We start from the raw sequence: 17,384 nt of genomic DNA on the forward strand, positions 1-17,384 counted from the left end.
AGACCGATGATGCCGAGGGCAGACGCTGCGTTGTTTTGAGTTCGATGCAACGGGTATGGCAAAACATCCCGGACGGAAAATAGCGATGAAGGAATGCACGGCATGAGAGTCTATCGCTTCGACGATCTGAGCCTCGACGATCTGCGTCTGCGCGAGGAAGCGGATCCTCGGCCGCAACGCGGCGAGCTCTTGATCCGCGTGCGCGCCGTTTCACTGAACTATCGCGACATCGCCATGGTTCTCGGCCGATATCCGCGCCCGCACAAGAAGGGATTGATCCCTGCGAGCGACGCGGCTGGCGATGTCGTCGAAGTCGGCGAAGGCGTCCGGGCGTTCAAGGCCGGTGACCGGGTGATCGGCGCTTTTCATCCGCGCTGGTTCGGTGGAGAGGCGCCTTCCGGCCAGTCCTACGGGGCGGAGAGCGATGGCTGGTTGACCGAATTCAAGGTGGTGAGTCAGGAGGCCGTCGTCCCGGCACCACCAACCTTGTCCTACGAAGAAGCCTGCACCCTGCCATGCGCCGGGCTGACGGCCTGGACGGCGCTGAGCGGCGCCACGCCAATCCGCGCGGGCCGCTCGGTGCTCGTCATGGGGAGCGGTGGCGTCTCCATCTTTGCGCTGCAGCTTGCCCGCGCCGTTGGTGCGGCTGTGGTCGCCACCACCTCCAGTCCAGCCAAGGCGGAGCGGTTGAGGGCGATGGGGGCCAGCGATGTGGTGAATTATTTGGACGAACCGGAGTGGGGCAGGCGCGTCCGTGAATTGACCGGCGGCCGCGGCGTCGACCGGGTCGTCGAGGTTGGCGGGCCTGGCACCATCGCTCAATCGCTGCAGGCTGTGGCGCTGGGAGGTGAGATCGTGTCGATCGGTTTCCTGAGCAGCGACAATCCCGGCATCGACTTCTTCAAACTGAAAACGAGCGGAGCAACGTTCCGAAACGTGGCCGTGGGAGACCGGGCAGGGCTTGTCGAGCTGACACGCGCGGTTGCGATGACCGGGCTGAAGCCGGTTATCGACCGCGTCTTTGAGTTCGAAGAGGCGAAATCGGCCTTCGCTCATCTGCAAAGCGGCCGGCATTTCGGCAAGGTCGTGATCCGGGGAGGTTGATCCGCGCGCACGGAAGAGCGCCCGCCGGGCTATTTAGTAAGCCTCGGCGGCGCAGCACCTGTGTAGATGGACTTAGAGCGTGATAAGATGAATCATCCTCGCGCTTCAGCTCCTTGTTTAAGCATGATCTTTTCGGAAAACCGCTTCACACTTTCCAGATCATGCTTTAGACGTCGAGCAACTCGTCGCTGGCGAACTCCGCCTTGTCCTGGATGAAGGCGAAGCGCGGTTCGGCCTTCGCGCCCATCAGCCGTTCGACGGAATCAGCAGTACCTTCGCGGTCGTCCGGCAGCAACACCACCCGCAGCAGCGTGCGCTTCTTCGGGTCCATCGTCGTTTCCTTCAACTGCTGCGGCATCATCTCGCCGAGGCCTTTGAAGCGGCTGATTTCGACATTGGCGTTGGCGCGGAATTCCTTGCCGAGGATTTCGTCCTTGTGGGCATCGTTGCGCGCATAGAACGTCTTGCCGCCATGGGAGAGCCGGTAGAGCGGCGGCACGGCGAGATAGAGATGCTTCTCGTCGATCAACCGCGGCATCTGCCGGTAGAAGAACGTGATCAGCAGCGAAGCGATGTGCGCGCCGTCTACGTCGGCGTCGGTCATGATGATGATGCGTGAGTAGCGCAAATCCTCGGCGCGGTAGTGTGCGCCGGTGCCGCAGCCGAGCGCCTGCATCAGGTCGGCGATCTGTTGGTTGGCCGTCAGCTTGTCCTTGCCGGCAGAGGCGACATTGAGAATCTTGCCGCGCAGCGGCAGGATCGCCTGCGTCGCGCGATCGCGCGCCTGTTTAGCGCTGCCGCCCGCGGAATCACCCTCGACGATGAACAATTCCGAGCCTTCAGCGGCGGTATTGGTGCAGTCGGCGAGCTTGCCCGGCAGCCGCAGCTTGCGCACTGCGGTCTTGCGCGCAACTTCCTTTTCCTGGCGACGGCGCACGCGTTCGTCGGCGCGCTCGATCACGAATTCGAGCAGCTTGTTGGCTTGGGTCGGATTGGCCGCGAGCCAGTGGTCGAACGGGTCCTTGACCGCCTGTTCGACGATGCGTTGCGCTTCCGCAGTCGCCAGGCGGTCTTTGGTCTGACCTTGGAATTCCGGTTCGCGCACGAACACCGAGAGCATCACCGCCGCGCCGACCATCACGTCTTCCGAGGTGATCGATGCTGCGCGCTTGCCAAGGCCCGCGCGCTCGGCGTGATCCTTCAGACCGCGCAGCAGCGCGCTACGCATGCCGGACTCGTGAGTGCCGCCGTCCGGCGTTGGGATGGTGTTGGTGTAGGACGACATGAAGCCGTCCGCGTCGGCGGTCCAGGCGACCGCCCATTCGCAGGCGCCATGCGACCCGGTACGGCCGGATTTGCCGGAAAAGATATCCGGATGCACCAGCGTATCAGCATGGATCGCAGCAGCCAGATAGTCTTTCAGGCCGTCCGGGAAGTGGAACTTGTCTTCCGGAGGGACGCCTTCGATGCCGCGCAGCAGTTCGGGGTCGCACACCCAACGGATCTCGACGCCGCCGAAGAGGTAGGCCTTCGAGCGGGCCATCTTGAACAGCCGCTGTGGCTTGAACGCTGCCTTGGCGCCGAAAATCTCCGTATCCGGCTTGAACCGGACCCGCGTGCCGCGGCGGTTGTGAACCTTGCCGAGATTTTCGAGCTTGCCCTTGGGGTGGCCGCGCTCGAACGTCATCCGGTAGAGGGTCTGGTTGCGCGCGACCTCGACCTCCAGCACGGAGGAGAGCGCATTCACCACCGAGACGCCGACGCCGTGCAGACCGCCGGAGGTCTCGTAGACCTTGGAGTCGAACTTGCCGCCGGCGTGCAGCGTACACATGATGACTTCGAGCGCCGACTTCTTCGGAAACTTGGGGTGAGGGTCGATCGGAATGCCACGGCCGTTGTCGCTGACAGTCAGAAAGCCGTCGGCGGATAGTTCCACCTCGATAAAAGTTGCGTGACCGGCCAGCGCCTCGTCCATCGAGTTGTCGATGACCTCGGCGAACAGGTGGTGCAGCGCCTTCTCGTCGGTTCCGCCGATATACATGCCCGGACGGCGCCGAACCGGCTCCAAACCCTCCAAAACCTCGATGTCCCGGGCGGTGTAGCCAGCCTCGCCATCGCTGGCGCGGGAGGTGGACCGCGACGGTGTGGCTGTGGACCGCACCTTCGAGGGCGCAGCCTCGAACAGGTCGTCGGATTTATCTTTCTTAGCTGCTTTCAATGGTTTAGGCATTTATCTTCAAGTTAGGTGGGCGCCGCTGCGCGCGAATCATTGATTCCGACTATGCCACGGAAGAGGGTATACAAAATGTCCGAAGGCCGGGCAGTTCCATCGTCCGTGGATAGGCTCCCGCTTGAGCAGATGCCCCGCACGCAGCGGGTAAGGGAGCGATATGGGTTTAGAAGAGATCGCACGCTCTGTAACTGATTTTGTGCGCGATCATCAGGCATGGGCGGCCCCGGTGGTGTTCCTGTTCGCGTTTGGCGAATCGCTGGCGTTCGTCTCATTCGCGGTTCCGGGGTGGGGCGTGCTGGTGGCGATCGGCGCCCTGATGGGTGCGAGCGGCATCGAATTCCTGCCGGTGTGGATTGCCGGGTCGTTGGGGGCTGCCCTCGGCGACTGGATCTCCTACTGGATCGGTTTCAAGTTCAAGGACAGCGTCGCGCGCTGGTGGCCGCTGTCGCGCTATCCGGACCTGCTGACCACCGCCGAACGGTTCGTCAAGAACTGGGGCGTGCCAAGCATTTTCGTCGGCCGCTTCTTCGGACCGCTGCGGGCTTTCGTGCCGCTGGCGGCCGGAATCTTCGAAATGCCTTACTGGCACTTCCAGTTCGCGAATTTTACGTCGGCATTCCTGTGGGTGGCGGTTGTGCTGGCGCCCGGAACGTTCGGCGTGCGTTATCTGATGTAGTCCCTACGTGGCGCGGCTGTGCCCATCCGCCGCGGCTGGACCATGGAATAAACCGCTCGGGCGGGGGTTGGGATTGCCGTTCGGTTGCTGCCGCCTCGTGCGGCCACGACCCCTGCAACGATCGACCTCGCGCCTCTTGCGCGCTTTGACCGGGAGAACTCCATGACAGACGTGACGCGCCGCGCGGCAATCGGTGCAACGGCGGCTCTGGCGGCCGCACCGCTGCTGCGGCCATCGGTTGCCGAGGCGGCAGCACCAGCCACAGCCAAGCAGGTCCCCGGCGTGTATCGCTACAAGGTCGGCGACATCGAGGTGACGGTGGTGACGGACGGTACACGGACCGTGCCGCTTCCTGATGCGCTGGTTAAGAACGCCACCAAGGACCAGGTCAGCGCCGCGTTGCAGGCCGCATTCTTCGACAAGGACAAGTTCTCGTTCTTCTTCAATCCGATCGTCGTCAACACTGGCTCGAAGCTGGTGGCGATCGACGCCGGCAACGGTGCGGCGGCATTCGAGCAAAGCAAGGGCAGCGTCGGCCAGCATCAGAGCAACCTGACGGCCGCTGGCATCGATCCCAAGACCATCGACGTGGTGGCGATCTCCCATTTCCATCCGGATCACATCAACGGTTTGCTTGGAGCCGATGGCAAGCCAGCGTTCGCGAATGCCGAGATCGTCGTGCCCGCCGCGGAGTGGGCGTTCTGGATGGACGAAGGCAATGCCAGCCGTGCGGCCGATACGCTGAAGCCCGCCTTTGCTAACGTGCGCCGCGTGTTCGGGGCCCTGGGCAACAAGGTTACCCAGCACGAACCGAACAAGGAGATCGTTCCTGGCATCAAGACCCTGCCGACGCCAGGTCATACGCCGGGCCACACCTCGCACTTGATCACTTCGGGTTCGCATAGCGTGATGGTGCAGGGCGACGTCACGAATCTGCCGGCGCTATTCGCGCGCAATCCCGGTTGGCACGCGATGTTCGACATGGACGGTGCCAAGGCGGAGGAGACGCGACGCAAGCTCTATGACCAGCTCGTTGCCGACCGGATGGTCGTGCAGGGCTATCACTATACGTTCCCTGCGGCTGCCCACATCGAGAAGGACGGGGACGGCTATCGTCCGGTGCCGATCCCGTGGCAGCCGGTGCTGTAAAGCTGGGATCACCTCCACGACAAGAGCTCCGGCGAAGCCGCGGCCCATTGTCCGTTGACCGTCCCCGGCGAAGCGATTATAGCGACGCCCATGACGACCTCGTTCGCCCGCGCAGCCATCCGTACCCGCCGCCGCACCACCGCGGCATGGGCGTACGATCGCGCGTAAGCACACAGATCGTCCCTCGTGCCGCCGGCCATCGACCCGCGGCACGTCTTGTCCTTCCCACAAGCAGACGCGGTTCGGTTGCAGGCGGCTCCTCAAGTCACTGAAGGGGTCTGCAATGCATATTCCGCCGCCGTTTCGAACAAGCCGGGCTACGTGTCTAGAAATGGCCGCGGCGCGTGGCTTCGGTCTCGCCTGCGCCCATGACGGGCGGATGCCGGTGGTTGCCTGGCTACCGTTCCACATCGCCTATGACGGTGACGGTACGCCGCGCCTGACCTTTCACGTCGCGCGGGCGAACCCGATCGCGGCACCCGCATTGCGCGCCCAACCCTGGCTGATCGCGGTCAGCGACGCGGACGCCTACGTCTCGCCGCGCTGGTATGCTTCGCCGCAGCAGGTACCGACCTGGCTCTACAGAGCCGCCAATCTGGGCGGGTCGGTTCGCGCGCTCTCGGAGGCGGAACTGATCCAGCATCTCGATCTGCTGGCGGCGCAGTTCGAAACTACAGAGGGTGAGCTGCCGCCGTGGAGCATGGCCGAGATTGCAGCCGGTCGCAGAGCCGCGCTGGTCGGGGCGATCGTCGGATTTGGAATGACGGTGGAGCATGTGGAGGGCAGCTTCAAGCTGAACCAGCACAAATCAGATGCTGACCATCTGTCCGTGGCGACGGCCCTGGCCGCGCAGCCGGACACGGCAGCACAGAAAATCGCCAGCGACATGCGCGGCATGCGGCCCGATGTCTTTGCTGCGCAACAACGTCATGACAATGCTAACAAGACACTCGAAGGGAATATGGCATGAGCGCCAAGAAGAAAGTCGGAATTCTCGGGGCATCCGGATACACAGGGGCCGAACTCGTGCGCCTGCTGTTGCGGCATCCGAAAATGGAGATCGCGCTGATGACTGCGGACCGGCGGGCCGGGGCGGCGATGGGCGACGTCTTTCCGCAATTCGCGCCCTATGATCTGCCACGACTGGTCTCGATCGACCAGACCGATTGGGCTCAGGCCGGGCTTGACCTGATCTTCTGTGCGCTGCCGCACGCAACGACGCAGACGGTGCTCAAGGACGTGATGGCCAAGGCGCCGGAGACCAAGGTCGTGGACCTGTCGGCCGATTTCCGCCTGACTGATCCTGCGGCCTACGCCAAGTGGTACGGCCACGAGCACCATGCGCTCGAGCTGCAGAAAGAGGCGGTCTACGGTCTGGTCGAGATCTACCGGCGCGACATCAAGAAGGCGCGGCTGATCGCCAATCCCGGCTGCTACACCTCCTGCGCGCAATTGCCGCTGATCCCGCTTCTGAAGGCGAAGGCGATCGAGCCCGACGAGATCGTCATCGACGCGAAGTCAGGCATGACCGGCGCGGGCCGCTCGGCGAAGGAGGAGATGCTGTTCTCCGAGGTCTCCGAGGGCACGCATGCCTATGGCGTCGGTCATCACCGGCACATGGCCGAACTCGATCAGGAGTTCTCCAAGGCCGCGGGCAAGGAGGTCGTGGTCTCGTTCACGCCGCATCTGATGCCGATGAACCGGGGCATCCTCTCGACGATCTATGTGCGTGGCCGGCGCGGCAAGACGCCGGAGGAACTGCACGCGATCCTCGCCGAACAATATGCCAAGGAGCCGTTCGTCTACGTGCTGCCGTTCGGCAAGACGCCGCAGACGCGGCACGTGCGCGGTTCGAACATGACCTTCATCGGCGTGGCGGCCGACCGCATTCCGGGCCGGGCGATCATCATCTCGACGCTGGACAACCTCACCAAGGGCGCGTCGGGACAGGCGGTGCAGAACGCGAACCTGCTGCTCGGTTTCGCCGAGACGACCGGGATCGATCTGCCGGCAATGTTTCCGTGAGAAGGGATGTTATGGCTGAGACGGCGCAGTTGCGGATTCAGGCTTTCTTCGATGAGCCAACCCATACGGCGAGCTATCTCGTCTGGGACGGCGCGAGCAAGCGCGGTGCCGTGATCGATCCGGTGCTGGCGTTCGACGCGGCCTCAGGTGAAGCCAATACCGACGCGGCCGAGGCGATCCTCGTGTTCGCTGCGCAGGAAGGCGTGACCATCGACCTCGTGCTCGAGACGCATGTCCACGCGGACCATCTTTCGGCTGCGCCGTATTTCAAGGAGAAGATCGGCGCGAAAGTCGCCATCGGCGAGCACATCCGCGATGTGCAACGCATCTTCCGCGTGGTCTTCAACGCCGAGGATGTGTCGGGCAGCGGCGCCGAGTTCGACGTGCTGTTCAAGGACGGCGACACCTTCGCGATCGGCGGCTTGACCGGCGAGGTGATCCACACGCCCGGACATACCCCGGCCTGCGTGACCTATCGGATCGGCGACGTGGTGTTCGTCGGCGATACGCTGTTCATGCCAGATTACGGCACGGCCCGGGCCGATTTCCCGGGAGGTGATGCACGCCAGCTGTTTCGCTCGATCAAGCGCATCCTGGCGCTGCCCGAAACGACCCGCATCTTTGTCTGCCATGACTACAAAGCACCGGGCCGCGATTGCTATGCCTGGGAGACGACGGTCGGCGAGGAACGCCGTAAGAACCTGCATGTCCGCGACGGTGTCGACGAGGAGGCGTTCGTCAAACAGCGCACCGCGCGCGATGCGACGCTCTCGGCGCCATCGCTGTTGATGCCTTCGATCCAGGTGAACATGCGGGCCGGACAGCTACCGCCGTCCGACAGCAACGGCATCCACTATTTGAAGATCCCTGTGAAGCTCGCAAGCTGAAGCGGCTGAGACTCATCAACGTTGGCTTCCGATGCGTTCGGAAGCCAACGTCCGCTAAGTGTTCAGACGAGCCCGAAGATTGCCAGCGCCAGCACGGCCTGCGCGAGGAAGCCAACCACGAAGGTCAGCGTCCTGAATACCGGGATGCCCAGCGTGTAGACGATGGCGTGCGCAAGCCGCGACCAGAAATAGACGCTGCATGCAAGCACCGTATTGGTGGTCGAATAGTCGATGGCATTGAGGATCAGAACCAGCGGCGCGAAGATGATCAGGTTCTCGACCGCATTGTCGTGGGCGAACATCAAGCGGTTGGCCCATTCCGCCTGCGGCTTGTCATTGCGCGACGGATTGGCCATAGCCCCGGAGACACCGCGAACCTGCACCCGGTTGAGGGCGTAGGGTAGCCAGAGAAGCCCGGTCAGGATGACCGTCAGCGTCAGCCAGAATAGTTCGCGTGTCATGATGCTCCCCAGACGTTAGGCATGTGAGTCTACCCACAATCCTATGGCATGTGGCTGGTGGCCGAAAGCAGGTTTTGGGGCGGGTTTTGGGACGCAGGCAGGTCGCGCCACTCCTGTCGCGCGGCCGTCACAGATTGCCACTGAGCCTGTCCGGCCGGGCTCAGGCGCGAACCCGCACGTAGCTGCCCGGCGCGTCCTCGATTGGCGGGCGCGGGCCGTCACCGACCCTACGGGCCGGCACTTGCTCGGGCTCGAGCGCGCCGAGCCAGTCGCGCCAATCGGGCCACCAGGATCCCTTATGCTCGACGGCTCCGTTCAACCATTCGCCAACGGTCTCGGCTTCGAGGCTGTCGTTGATCCAGTACTGATACTTCTTCAGCGACGGCGGATTGATCACGCCAGCGATGTGGCCGGAGCCGGACAGCACGAATTTCACCGGGCCGCCGAAGAATTTCGAGCCAAGCAGAACGGATTCCGCGGGAGCGATATGGTCCTCGCGGGTGGCGAGATTGTAGATCGGCACCTTGACCTTGGAGAGGTCGAGCTTGGTGTTGTCCAGCACCATCGTTCCTTGCGACAGCCGGTTCTCAAGGTAGCAGTTGCGCAGGTAGTACGAGTGATTGGCCTGCGTCATCCGCGTCGCATCCGAATTCCAGTGCAGCAGGTCGAATGCGGCCGGCTGCTGGCCTTTCAGGTAATTGCTGACGACGTAGGACCAGATCAAGTCGTTGGAACGCAGCATATTGAACGCGTTCGCCATCTTGGCGCCTTCAAGCAGGCCGGTTTGGCGCATGTCCTTCTCGAGCGTGGAGATCTGCTCCTCATCGACGAACACGAGCAGGTCGCCTGCGTGGGTGAAATCCACCTGAGCGGCGAAGAAGGTTGCGGATGTCACCCGAACGCGGCGCTTCTCTGCAAGCCAGGCGAGCGTCGAGGCGAGCAGGGTGCCACCGACGCAATAGCCGGCGGTATGCACCTTCATCTCGCCGGTGATCTCCTCGATCACGTCCATTGCGGCGAGCGGACCTTCCTTCATGTAATCGGCAAACGTCTTCTCCGTGTGCCGTTTGTCCGGATTGACCCACGAGATCATGAACACGGTGATGCCCTGATCCAGGCACCATTTCACGAACGACTTCTGCGGGCCGAGATCGAGGATGTAGTATTTGTTGATCCACGGCGGGACGATCAGCAGAGGCGTACGCAGCACCTTCTCCGTCGTCGGTTCGTACTGAATCAACTGGATCAGGTCGTTCTGGTAGACCACCTTCCCGGGGGTGATTGCCATGTCGCGCCCGACTTCGAGGTTGGCGGCGGATTGGCGGATCCGCAGCGTTCCGTGGCCCGCTTCCATGTCCTCGGCAAACATGGTCATGCCGCGCGCGAGATTGTCGGCGTTGGAGGAGATCGTCTCGCGCAGCACCTCCGGATTGGTCAGCACGAAGTTGGTCGGCGCCAGCGCGTTGGTGATCTGCTGGACGTAGAACTCGGCCTTTTTGCGCGTGTGCTCGTCGATTCCTTCCGCTCCCTGCACCAAGTCGTAGGCGCACTTGGTCGTCAGCAGATAAGCCTGTTTCAGGAAGTCGAAAAACTGGTTCGAGCTCCACTCCGCGTCTTTGAACCGTTTGTCCTTTGGCGCGGGCTCGATCGCGGGCGGCGCGGCTTCGCCGGCGAGCCTGCGCGACGCGGTGCCCCACAGCTCGAGATAGGCTTTGCCGAGTTTCGCCTGCAGCTCCGAGGAGCGCTTCGGATCCGACAGCCAGTAGTCGGCGACCGCATGGAAGGTCTTCACCACCTGGGCGAGGTCTTCCGCGGTCTGATCGCGCATCTCACCGGTCTCACGCGGTTTGAGATAGGCGGACAGAGCCCGGCTGCCGTGCTCCATCACCTTGGCGAGATTGTTGGCGAAGGCTTCGGGATCGAAGGACTTGGTCGCTTCCGGAGTGGGAAGTTTGTCGCTCATGCGATGGTGCTATCAGATTGTTGCAGGCCCGTCAGCGTGGCACATTTCAAAGCCGTATGTCGCTGGCAATCATGTTGGCGCTGCACTGTGGACTATTGCATCGCAACACAACTCCACGCTTTGGTCATATTGGAGCTGTAGCGCATCGCAGTTGTCGGACCTTTAATTCTTTGGACGGATTTTAAAGGCGTCGCATCGAACGTCGTTGCGGCGGGAGTGGTTCCGGATGTCTGAAGCGAGGCAGAGTTGCGTTACGCGTCGATCATGATGGTTCTATCGCTGGCGTTGGCGGGCTGCTCGTCGATCGCCGATGCCCCTTTGATCGGCGTGCCGGCCAATGCGCCGGCGCGGCCGCAGACGCCGGCGCCATACTTACCGGTCCATGACATGCCGCCGCCGCGTCAAGACGACGTTCTGTCGGTCGCCGATCAGACCCGGATCGAGAAGGAGCTGTCGCAGGCGCGTGACAAGGGCAAGAGCACGGCGGCGGCAGATGCTGCGGCGATCGCCGCAGCCAATCCGCTACCCCCGGCGCCTAAGAAACAGGCGGCTGCCAAGAAGCGTCCAGCAAATGCGCCAAAGCCGGCCGGCCCGCCCGCCCAGTCCAACTGAGCGGTTTCCGGCCGCGAAAAAGTTAAAGATTAACGGCCATTTGCTAGCCTTCGCACACCAGCGTGCTAAAAGAGGCAACAAATTGCCGCAGTGCCGAATCAAGGAGTGAATCGGCCGGGGCGGGCCCCGAGGACATCCGGATCGGACGGTCCTGGAGCGGGAGCGTGCCCTTGGCAATCATCATTCGCTGCCGGTGCGGTTCTGCCGAACTTTGCCGGGGCGCCCCTGGAGCCTGAGATCGATGGAAGAGTTCTACCGCATTCGCCGTCTGCCGCCTTACGTGTTCGAACAGGTCAACCGCGCCAAGGCAGCCGCACGCAATGCAGGCGCAGACATCATCGACATGGGCATGGGCAATCCGGACCTGCCGACTCCGCCGCACGTTATCGAGAAGCTGAAAGAAACCCTCGGCAAGCCCCGGACCGATCGCTACTCCGCCTCGCGCGGCATCACCGGCCTGCGCAAGGCTCAGGCCGGGTACTATGAGCGCCGCTTCGGGGTGAAGCTGAATCCCGATACCCAGGTGGTGGCGACGCTCGGTTCCAAGGAAGGCTTCGCCAACGTCGCCCAGGCGATCACCGCGCCGGGCGATGTGGTGCTGGTGCCGAACCCGAGTTATCCGATCCACGCCTTCGGCTTTCTGATGGCAGGCGGTGTGGTTCGCTCGGTGCCGGCCGAACCGACGCCGGAGCTGTTCGCCTCGCTGGAGCGCGCGATCATCCATTCGATCCCGAAGCCGATCGCGATGATTTGCTGCTATCCCTCGAACCCGACCGCTTATGTGGCGACACTCGACTTCTACAAGGATCTCGTGGCGTTCGCGAAGAAGCACGAGATCTTCATCCTGTCCGATCTCGCTTATGCGGAATTGTATTTCGACGGCAATCCGCCGCCGTCGGTACTGCAGGTGCCGGGCGCGATGGATGTGACCGTCGAGTTCACCTCGATGTCGAAGACCTTCTCGATGGCCGGCTGGCGCATGGGTTTTGCGGTCGGCAACGAGCGCATCATCGCGGCGCTGGCGCGGGTCAAGTCCTACCTCGACTATGGTGCGTTTACGCCGGTGCAGGTGGCGGCGACCGCGGCGCTGAACGGTCCGGACGATTGCATTCGCGAGGTGCGCGAAATCTACAAGAAGCGCCGCGACGTGCTGGTGGAGTCATTCGCCCGCGCCGGATGGGACGTTCCGCCGCCAGCGGCTTCGATGTTCGCCTGGGCGCCGCTGCCGAAGGGATTCGAGCAGATGGGCAGCATGCAATTCGCGACCCTGATGGTGGAGAGGTCCGGTGTCGTGGTCTCGCCCGGCGTCGCCTTTGGCGAACACGGTGAAGGCTATGTCCGCATTGCAATGGTCGAGAACGAGCAGCGCATCCGCCAGGCAGCCCGCAATATCCGCCGTTTTCTTGAAAGCGGCGTTGAAACGTTGCACAACGTGATTCCTCTCGCCAGCCATCGCTAGCGGCTTCATCAGTAGGTTTGTCTTTGTCATGGTCGCACCCCTGAAAGTGGGTATTGCGGGCCTCGGGACCGTTGGTGCCGATGTGGTCCGCCAGATTGAGGAGCAGGGGCGTCTGCTAGCGGCCCGCAGCGGACGCACCATTCGTGTGGTCGCCGCTACCGCGCGCTCGAAGAGCAAGAAGCGCGATCTCAACCTGAATGGCGTGACCTGGGCGGCAAGCCCGCTGGCACTCGCCAACGACCCGCAGGTCGATTGCTTCGTCGAGCTGATGGGTGGGGCGGGGAATCCGGCGCTGTCGGCGGTCGAGGCGGCGTTGCGGAACGGCAAGTCGGTAGTGACCGCGAACAAGGCCCTGCTGGCCAAGCATGGCGTGCAGCTTGCGAAGCTCGCCGAAGCTCATGGCGGCGCGCTGAACTACGAGGCGGCGGTCGGCGCGGCGATTCCAGCGATCAAGACGCTGCGCGAGGGGCTGGCCGGAACGACGATCAATCGCGTCTACGGCATCCTCAACGGCACCTGCAATTACATCCTGACGCGGATGGAGCAGGAAGGCCTCTCGTTCGAGGAATGCCTGAAGGATGCGCAGCGGTTAGGCTATGCCGAGGCCAATCCGTCCTTCGACGTGGACGGCCACGACACCGCGCAGAAGCTTGCGATCATCGCCAGCCTGGCCTTCGGCACCAGGGTTGCCCAGAGTGCGGTCTACGTTGAGGGTATTTCCTCGATCAAGCCGGAAGACCTGCGTGCGGCCGAAGAACTCGGCTATCGCGTCAAGCTGCTGGGGGTCGCGGTCCGCACCAAGACCGGCATCGAGCAGCGCGTGCATCCGACCATGGTGCCGCGCACCTCGTCGATCGCGCAGGTGATGGGCGTGACCAACGCGCTGACGATCGATGGCGACGGTATTCCGCCGATCACCCTGGTCGGACCGGGAGCAGGTGGGGCGGCGACCGCCTCGGCCGTCGTCGCCGACATCGCCGACGTCGCGCGCGGCCTGCGCGTGCCGCCGTTCGGCCTGCCAGTGGACCGGCTGCGCAAGACCGAAAAGGCGCCCATGATGCGGCACGAGGGCGGCTACTACATCCGCCTGATGGCGCGGGACTTGCCTGGAACCGCGGCAACTATCGCCAAGCGGCTGGCGGAACAGAAAATATCGATCGAATCCATCGTCCAGCGTCATCCCAATGGCGCTCCCGATCCGGTACAAGGACGTGGAAAACGCAACGCAAAGACCGCGAGCACGTTAGTTCCGGTGATATTGATAACCTATGCCACCAGCGAGGATGGGGTCCGCCATGCCTTGCAGGCCGTGCAGCGCGACAAGGTGATCACCGGGCGGCCGCAGGTCATCCGGATCGAAAAGAACTAGAGCATAGTGCAGCAGGTAGCGGCGCCAAGGCGCCGCGCGAGAGTTGAAGGAGTTGAAGCCGATGTCCATGACGATCACCGTTCCGCCGCAGCAGTTGCTGGAGCGCATTCTGACGCTCGAGATCGTGCGCGTCACGGAGCGGGCAGCGGTGTCAGCGGCGCGGCTGCGCGGTCATGGCAATGAGAAGGCCGCCGACCAGGCGGCGGTGGACGCGATGCGTCGTGAACTGAACAAGATTCCGATCGAGGGAACGGTCGTGATCGGCGAGGGCGAGCGGGACGAGGCGCCGATGCTGTTCATCGGCGAGAAGGTCGGCATCCAGGCCGGCCCGAAGGTCGACATCGCGGTCGATCCGCTGGAAGGCACCACGCTGTGCGCGAAGAACATGCCGGGCGCGATCGCCACCATGGCGATGGCGGAGGGCGGCACGCTCTTGAACGCGCCGGACGTCTACATGCAGAAGATCGCCGTCGGCCCTGGCTATGCCAAGGGCGTGGTCGATCTGGATGCATCGCCGGCCGACAACATCCGTCGTCTGGCCAAGGCCAAGGGCGTCGAGCCGTCGGCAATCACCGCGCTGGTGCTCGATCGTCCGCGCCATGCTGACATCATTGCCGGCGTACGCTCGACCGGCGCTGCGGTGCGCCTGATCACCGACGGTGACGTGGCCGGCGTGATCCACACCGCCGACCCGGCCAACACCGGCGTCGACATCTACATCGGCACGGGCGGAGCGCCGGAGGGCGTGCTGGCGGCGGCGGCATTGCGCTGCATCGGCGGCCAGATGCAGTGCCGCCTGATCCTTGATACCGACGAGAAGCGCGAGCGGGCGCTGAAGATGGGCATCAAGGACCCGCAGATGATCTATCAGATCGAGGACATGGTGAAGGGCGACTGCCTGTTCTCGGCGACCGGCGTCACCGACGGCTCGCTGCTGTCCGGCGTCAGGTTCAAGAAGGACGTGATCGAGACGGAGACCGTCGTCATGCGTTCGGTCACCGGCACGGTCCGCCTGATCAAGGCCGAGCACCGCCAGTTCGACAAGTTCCACCTCGACTAAGCAAGAGCATTGCCCATGGCTGCGCGCGAGATCGTCGTCCGTTCAGTTGGCAGCGACGAGCGCGCGGCTTGGGAGCCGCTGTGGGCCGGCTATCTCGCCTTCTACAGGGCCACGCTGCCGCCGGAGAACTCCGATATTGCCTGGCAGCGGTTGCATGATCCGGCGGAGCCGATGCATCTGCTCGGCGCCTATGTAGACGGCAAGCTCACCGGCATCGTCCACTATCTCTTCCATCGCTCCACCTGGCTGCCGAACGACGTCTGTTATCTGCAGGATCTGTTCGTCGCATCGGACGAACGCGGCCTCGGTCTCGGCCGCAAGCTGATCGAGGCGGTTTATGCCAAGGCGAAGGAAGCGGGCTCGAGCCGCGTCTATTGGCTGACGCAGGAGAGCAACGCCCAGGCCCGCATCCTCTACGATCAGGTCGCGGAGAACGCGGGCTTCATCCAGTATCGCAAGGCGCTGTAAGGCTAAACCGCTCTCGGTTAGGCTCGTCGGTTATGCCTTGGGTTTCAGATCGGGGAAGTTCGCCGCGCGCTTTTCGACGAAATGGGCGATGCCTTCCTTGAAGTCGGGGCTGTCGAAGCTCAGGCCCACTTCGTGATCGGACACCGCCAGCGCTTCCTTGTAGCTCTGGAACATCGATTTCCACACCTGTGCCTTGATGACCGCCATCGACCGCGGCGAGACGTTTTGCGCCAGCACTGACGCATACTTCCGTACTTCGCTCATGAAGCTCTCGTGTGGAAAGACGTCGTTGACGAGGCCGAGATATTTCGCCTCTTCGCCGGACACGCGGCGCGAGGACAGCAGCAGGTCGAGCGTACGCGCAGGCCCCATTTGCCGCGTCATCAGCCACTGGATCGCATGTTCGGCGATCAGGCCGCGCTGCGACATCGCCGTCGAGAAGATCATCTTGTCGGAAGCGAAGCGGATGTCGGCGCTCAGCGCCAACACGCAGGAGATGCCGACGACCGGGCCGTTGATTGCGGCGATCACCGGCTTGCCGATCCGCATCATGTAGGAGAAACGCTGAATCTCGGTGAACTGGTCTTCCAGATCGGGACCGAGGCCGGAGGCAATAGACGGCAGGAAGTTCGGGTCGTCTGCCTTTGGCGCTTGCCGGGCCGCGCCTGCGCTGCGGCTTTTCAGATAGTTCATGTCGATACCGGCGGAGAACGCGCGGCCAGCTCCGGTCAGGATGATGACGCGCACCTGCGGATCGTTCGCCGCGCGCGCCATCGTCTCGGCGAGCTGCGAGCGGATGCCCGGCGTGATCGCGTTCATCTGCTCCGGGCGATTGAGCGTTACCGTCGCGATCCTATCCTTCACGTCGTAGAGAACGACGATACCTTCTTCCATAGATTGATCCTCGAATGATCGTTGCGGTCGTGGCAAGCGGAGCGGCGTTGCGCTCCGCTCTGCTTGCGATCGGATAGTGCGAAATTCAGCTCGCGCGGGTGAGGTCGGGGAAATTGGCGGGACGCTTCTCGACGAAATGCGACACGCCTTCCTTATAGTCGGGATAGGGGTAGTTCAGCACGATCTGCCTGTCGGCTTCGGCCAGGTTCTCGGCATAGGTCTCGAACATGCCCTTCCAGATCTGCGCTTTGATGACCGCCATCGAGTGCGGCGACACGGTGTCGGCGAGGGTGCGGGCGTAGGCACGGACGTCGTCCATGAATGTTTCCTGCGGGAAGACGCGATTGACGAGGTTCATCGCCAGCGCCTCCTGCGCGGTAACCCGTCGCGCCGAGAGCAGCAGATCCACCGCGTTCGACGGACCAACGAGGCGCGGCAGCAGCCAAGCGATGCCGTGCTCGGCGATCAGGCCGCGCTGGGCGAACGCGGTGGTGAAGATCATCTTGTCGGTGGCGAAGCGCATGTCCGCGCACAGCGCCATGATCATGCCGAGACCCGCGGTGGCGCCGTTGAGCGCGGCGATCACCGGCTTGCCGATGCGCATGAAGTAGGAATAGCGCCGCACGTCGGCGAACTCCTTGCCGAGGTCGGGACCATGGCCGAGCGTGATCGCCGGAATGACGGTCGGATCGTCGGCCGGCGGCGGCGGGCGCTCGCCACCCGAGCGGCGTTGCAGGCGGCCGATGTCGGCACCAGCGCAGAAGGCGCGGCCGGCACCGGTGAGGATAATGACCCGAACGCCCGGATCGCTGCCGGCCTTGGCCATCGCTTTGGCGATATTGACCGGCATGGAGTCGTCGATCGAATTCATCCGTTCGGGACGGTTGAGGGTGATGGTGGCGATGCGGTCCTTGACGTCGTACAGGACTTCGTTTTCGTCGGACATGTTGTTCTTGCTCCTCCCGGTTGCCGGCGCGAACGATAGCGGCCCCTCGGGGCTGGTCAATGTCGGCTGCGGCACAGG

16 protein-coding genes are annotated in these 17,384 nt (G+C 63.3%); 11 read left to right on the forward strand and 5 right to left on the reverse strand.

Going from position 1 to position 17,384, the window contains the following annotated elements:
• Positions 1-102: 102 nt before the first annotated feature.
• The gene (locus tag X566_RS19040) at positions 103-1,104 is read left to right on the forward strand and encodes an NAD(P)-dependent alcohol dehydrogenase (RefSeq protein WP_034472444.1); all 1,002 of its coding nucleotides are present in this window, start codon (positions 103-105) and stop codon (positions 1,102-1,104) included.
• A 166-nt stretch (positions 1,105-1,270) separates the two neighbouring features.
• Here the strand turns inward: X566_RS19040 and parE are convergent, their stop codons facing one another.
• On the reverse strand, positions 1,271-3,334 hold the full coding sequence (gene parE, locus X566_RS19045; RefSeq protein WP_034470555.1) for a DNA topoisomerase IV subunit B: 2,064 nt from the start codon (positions 3,332-3,334) through the stop codon (positions 1,271-1,273).
• Positions 3,335-3,494: 160 nt separating this feature from the next.
• On the opposite strand from parE, the gene X566_RS19050 reads away from it, so the two are divergent.
• From X566_RS19050 to X566_RS19075, 5 genes are all read left to right on the forward strand, one after another.
• Positions 3,495-4,013: a DedA family protein gene (locus X566_RS19050; protein WP_034470557.1), complete on the forward strand. Its 519-nt coding sequence runs from the start codon at positions 3,495-3,497 to the stop codon at positions 4,011-4,013.
• Between the two features lie 162 nt (positions 4,014-4,175).
• Positions 4,176-5,162, forward strand: a complete 987-nt coding sequence (locus X566_RS19055) for an MBL fold metallo-hydrolase (protein ID WP_034472446.1) — start codon at positions 4,176-4,178, stop codon at positions 5,160-5,162.
• Positions 5,163-5,445: 283 nt separating this feature from the next.
• Complete coding sequence (locus tag X566_RS19065) at positions 5,446-6,132, forward strand: FMN-binding negative transcriptional regulator (protein WP_051444350.1); 687 nt, start codon at positions 5,446-5,448, stop codon at positions 6,130-6,132.
• Entirely contained in the window at positions 6,129-7,187 is a 1,059-nt protein-coding gene (gene argC / locus X566_RS19070) for an N-acetyl-gamma-glutamyl-phosphate reductase (RefSeq protein WP_034470562.1), read from the forward strand. Before X566_RS19065 ends, argC begins: the two co-directional genes overlap by 4 nt.
• A gap of 11 nt (positions 7,188-7,198) precedes the next feature.
• Positions 7,199-8,074 carry an MBL fold metallo-hydrolase gene (locus tag X566_RS19075; protein WP_034470565.1) on the forward strand — a complete coding sequence of 292 codons (876 nt, stop codon included), beginning with the start codon at positions 7,199-7,201 and terminating at the stop codon, positions 8,072-8,074.
• A 62-nt stretch (positions 8,075-8,136) separates the two neighbouring features.
• On the opposite strand, the gene X566_RS19080 is transcribed toward X566_RS19075, so the two are convergent.
• Together X566_RS19080 and X566_RS19085 are read right to left on the reverse strand one after the other, a co-directional pair.
• Positions 8,137-8,535, reverse strand: coding sequence for an MAPEG family protein (locus X566_RS19080; protein ID WP_034470567.1), 399 nt, complete (start codon positions 8,533-8,535; stop codon positions 8,137-8,139).
• Between the two features lie 160 nt (positions 8,536-8,695).
• The gene (locus X566_RS19085; protein ID WP_034470569.1) at positions 8,696-10,498 is read right to left on the reverse strand and encodes an alpha/beta hydrolase; all 1,803 of its coding nucleotides are present in this window, start codon (positions 10,496-10,498) and stop codon (positions 8,696-8,698) included.
• Positions 10,499-10,762: 264 nt separating this feature from the next.
• Between X566_RS19085 and X566_RS25370 the strand changes: the two genes are divergently transcribed.
• From X566_RS25370 to X566_RS19110, 5 genes are all read left to right on the forward strand, one after another.
• Positions 10,763-11,110 carry a hypothetical protein gene (locus X566_RS25370; RefSeq protein WP_244434837.1) on the forward strand — a complete coding sequence of 116 codons (348 nt, stop codon included), beginning with the start codon at positions 10,763-10,765 and terminating at the stop codon, positions 11,108-11,110.
• A gap of 241 nt (positions 11,111-11,351) precedes the next feature.
• The gene (locus tag X566_RS19095; RefSeq protein WP_034470571.1) at positions 11,352-12,569 is read left to right on the forward strand and encodes an LL-diaminopimelate aminotransferase; all 1,218 of its coding nucleotides are present in this window, start codon (positions 11,352-11,354) and stop codon (positions 12,567-12,569) included.
• Between the two features lie 28 nt (positions 12,570-12,597).
• The gene (locus X566_RS19100) at positions 12,598-13,938 is read left to right on the forward strand and encodes a homoserine dehydrogenase (RefSeq protein ID WP_034470573.1); all 1,341 of its coding nucleotides are present in this window, start codon (positions 12,598-12,600) and stop codon (positions 13,936-13,938) included.
• A 61-nt stretch (positions 13,939-13,999) separates the two neighbouring features.
• The gene (gene glpX, locus X566_RS19105; protein WP_034472453.1) at positions 14,000-14,998 is read left to right on the forward strand and encodes a class II fructose-bisphosphatase; all 999 of its coding nucleotides are present in this window, start codon (positions 14,000-14,002) and stop codon (positions 14,996-14,998) included.
• 15 nt (positions 14,999-15,013) lie between these two features.
• A complete protein-coding gene (locus X566_RS19110) occupies positions 15,014-15,466 on the forward strand; it encodes a GNAT family N-acetyltransferase (protein ID WP_034470576.1) in 453 nt (150 codons plus the stop codon).
• 30 nt (positions 15,467-15,496) lie between these two features.
• Here the strand turns inward: X566_RS19110 and X566_RS19115 are convergent, their stop codons facing one another.
• Positions 15,497-16,360, reverse strand: coding sequence for an enoyl-CoA hydratase-related protein (locus tag X566_RS19115; protein WP_034470579.1), 864 nt, complete (start codon positions 16,358-16,360; stop codon positions 15,497-15,499).
• Positions 16,361-16,445: 85 nt separating this feature from the next.
• Positions 16,446-17,306: an enoyl-CoA hydratase-related protein gene (locus X566_RS19120; RefSeq protein ID WP_034470582.1), complete on the reverse strand. Its 861-nt coding sequence runs from the start codon at positions 17,304-17,306 to the stop codon at positions 16,446-16,448.
• Positions 17,307-17,384 lie beyond the last annotated feature (78 nt).

Origin of the sequence: Afipia sp. P52-10 (genome assembly GCF_000516555.1) — a bacterium.
GTDB lineage: Bacteria > Pseudomonadota > Alphaproteobacteria > Rhizobiales > Xanthobacteraceae > P52-10.

Bases quoted from the DNA above. Each gene is read 5' to 3' on its own strand.
- X566_RS19040 (WP_034472444.1), top strand. From the start codon at position 103: ATGAGAGTCTATCGCTTCGACGATCTGAGCCTCGACGATCTGCGTCTG.
- parE (WP_034470555.1), bottom strand. From the start codon at position 3,334: ATGCCTAAACCATTGAAAGCAGCTAAGAAAGATAAATCCGACGACCTG.
- X566_RS19050 (WP_034470557.1), top strand. From the start codon at position 3,495: ATGGGTTTAGAAGAGATCGCACGCTCTGTAACTGATTTTGTGCGCGAT.
- X566_RS19055 (WP_034472446.1), top strand. From the start codon at position 4,176: ATGACAGACGTGACGCGCCGCGCGGCAATCGGTGCAACGGCGGCTCTG.
- X566_RS19065 (WP_051444350.1), top strand. From the start codon at position 5,446: ATGCATATTCCGCCGCCGTTTCGAACAAGCCGGGCTACGTGTCTAGAA.
- argC (WP_034470562.1), top strand. From the start codon at position 6,129: ATGAGCGCCAAGAAGAAAGTCGGAATTCTCGGGGCATCCGGATACACA.
- X566_RS19075 (WP_034470565.1), top strand. From the start codon at position 7,199: ATGGCTGAGACGGCGCAGTTGCGGATTCAGGCTTTCTTCGATGAGCCA.
- X566_RS19080 (WP_034470567.1), bottom strand. From the start codon at position 8,535: ATGACACGCGAACTATTCTGGCTGACGCTGACGGTCATCCTGACCGGG.
- X566_RS19085 (WP_034470569.1), bottom strand. From the start codon at position 10,498: ATGAGCGACAAACTTCCCACTCCGGAAGCGACCAAGTCCTTCGATCCC.
- X566_RS25370 (WP_244434837.1), top strand. From the start codon at position 10,763: ATGATGGTTCTATCGCTGGCGTTGGCGGGCTGCTCGTCGATCGCCGAT.
- X566_RS19095 (WP_034470571.1), top strand. From the start codon at position 11,352: ATGGAAGAGTTCTACCGCATTCGCCGTCTGCCGCCTTACGTGTTCGAA.
- X566_RS19100 (WP_034470573.1), top strand. From the start codon at position 12,598: ATGGTCGCACCCCTGAAAGTGGGTATTGCGGGCCTCGGGACCGTTGGT.
- glpX (WP_034472453.1), top strand. From the start codon at position 14,000: ATGTCCATGACGATCACCGTTCCGCCGCAGCAGTTGCTGGAGCGCATT.
- X566_RS19110 (WP_034470576.1), top strand. From the start codon at position 15,014: ATGGCTGCGCGCGAGATCGTCGTCCGTTCAGTTGGCAGCGACGAGCGC.
- X566_RS19115 (WP_034470579.1), bottom strand. From the start codon at position 16,360: ATGGAAGAAGGTATCGTCGTTCTCTACGACGTGAAGGATAGGATCGCG.
- X566_RS19120 (WP_034470582.1), bottom strand. From the start codon at position 17,306: ATGTCCGACGAAAACGAAGTCCTGTACGACGTCAAGGACCGCATCGCC.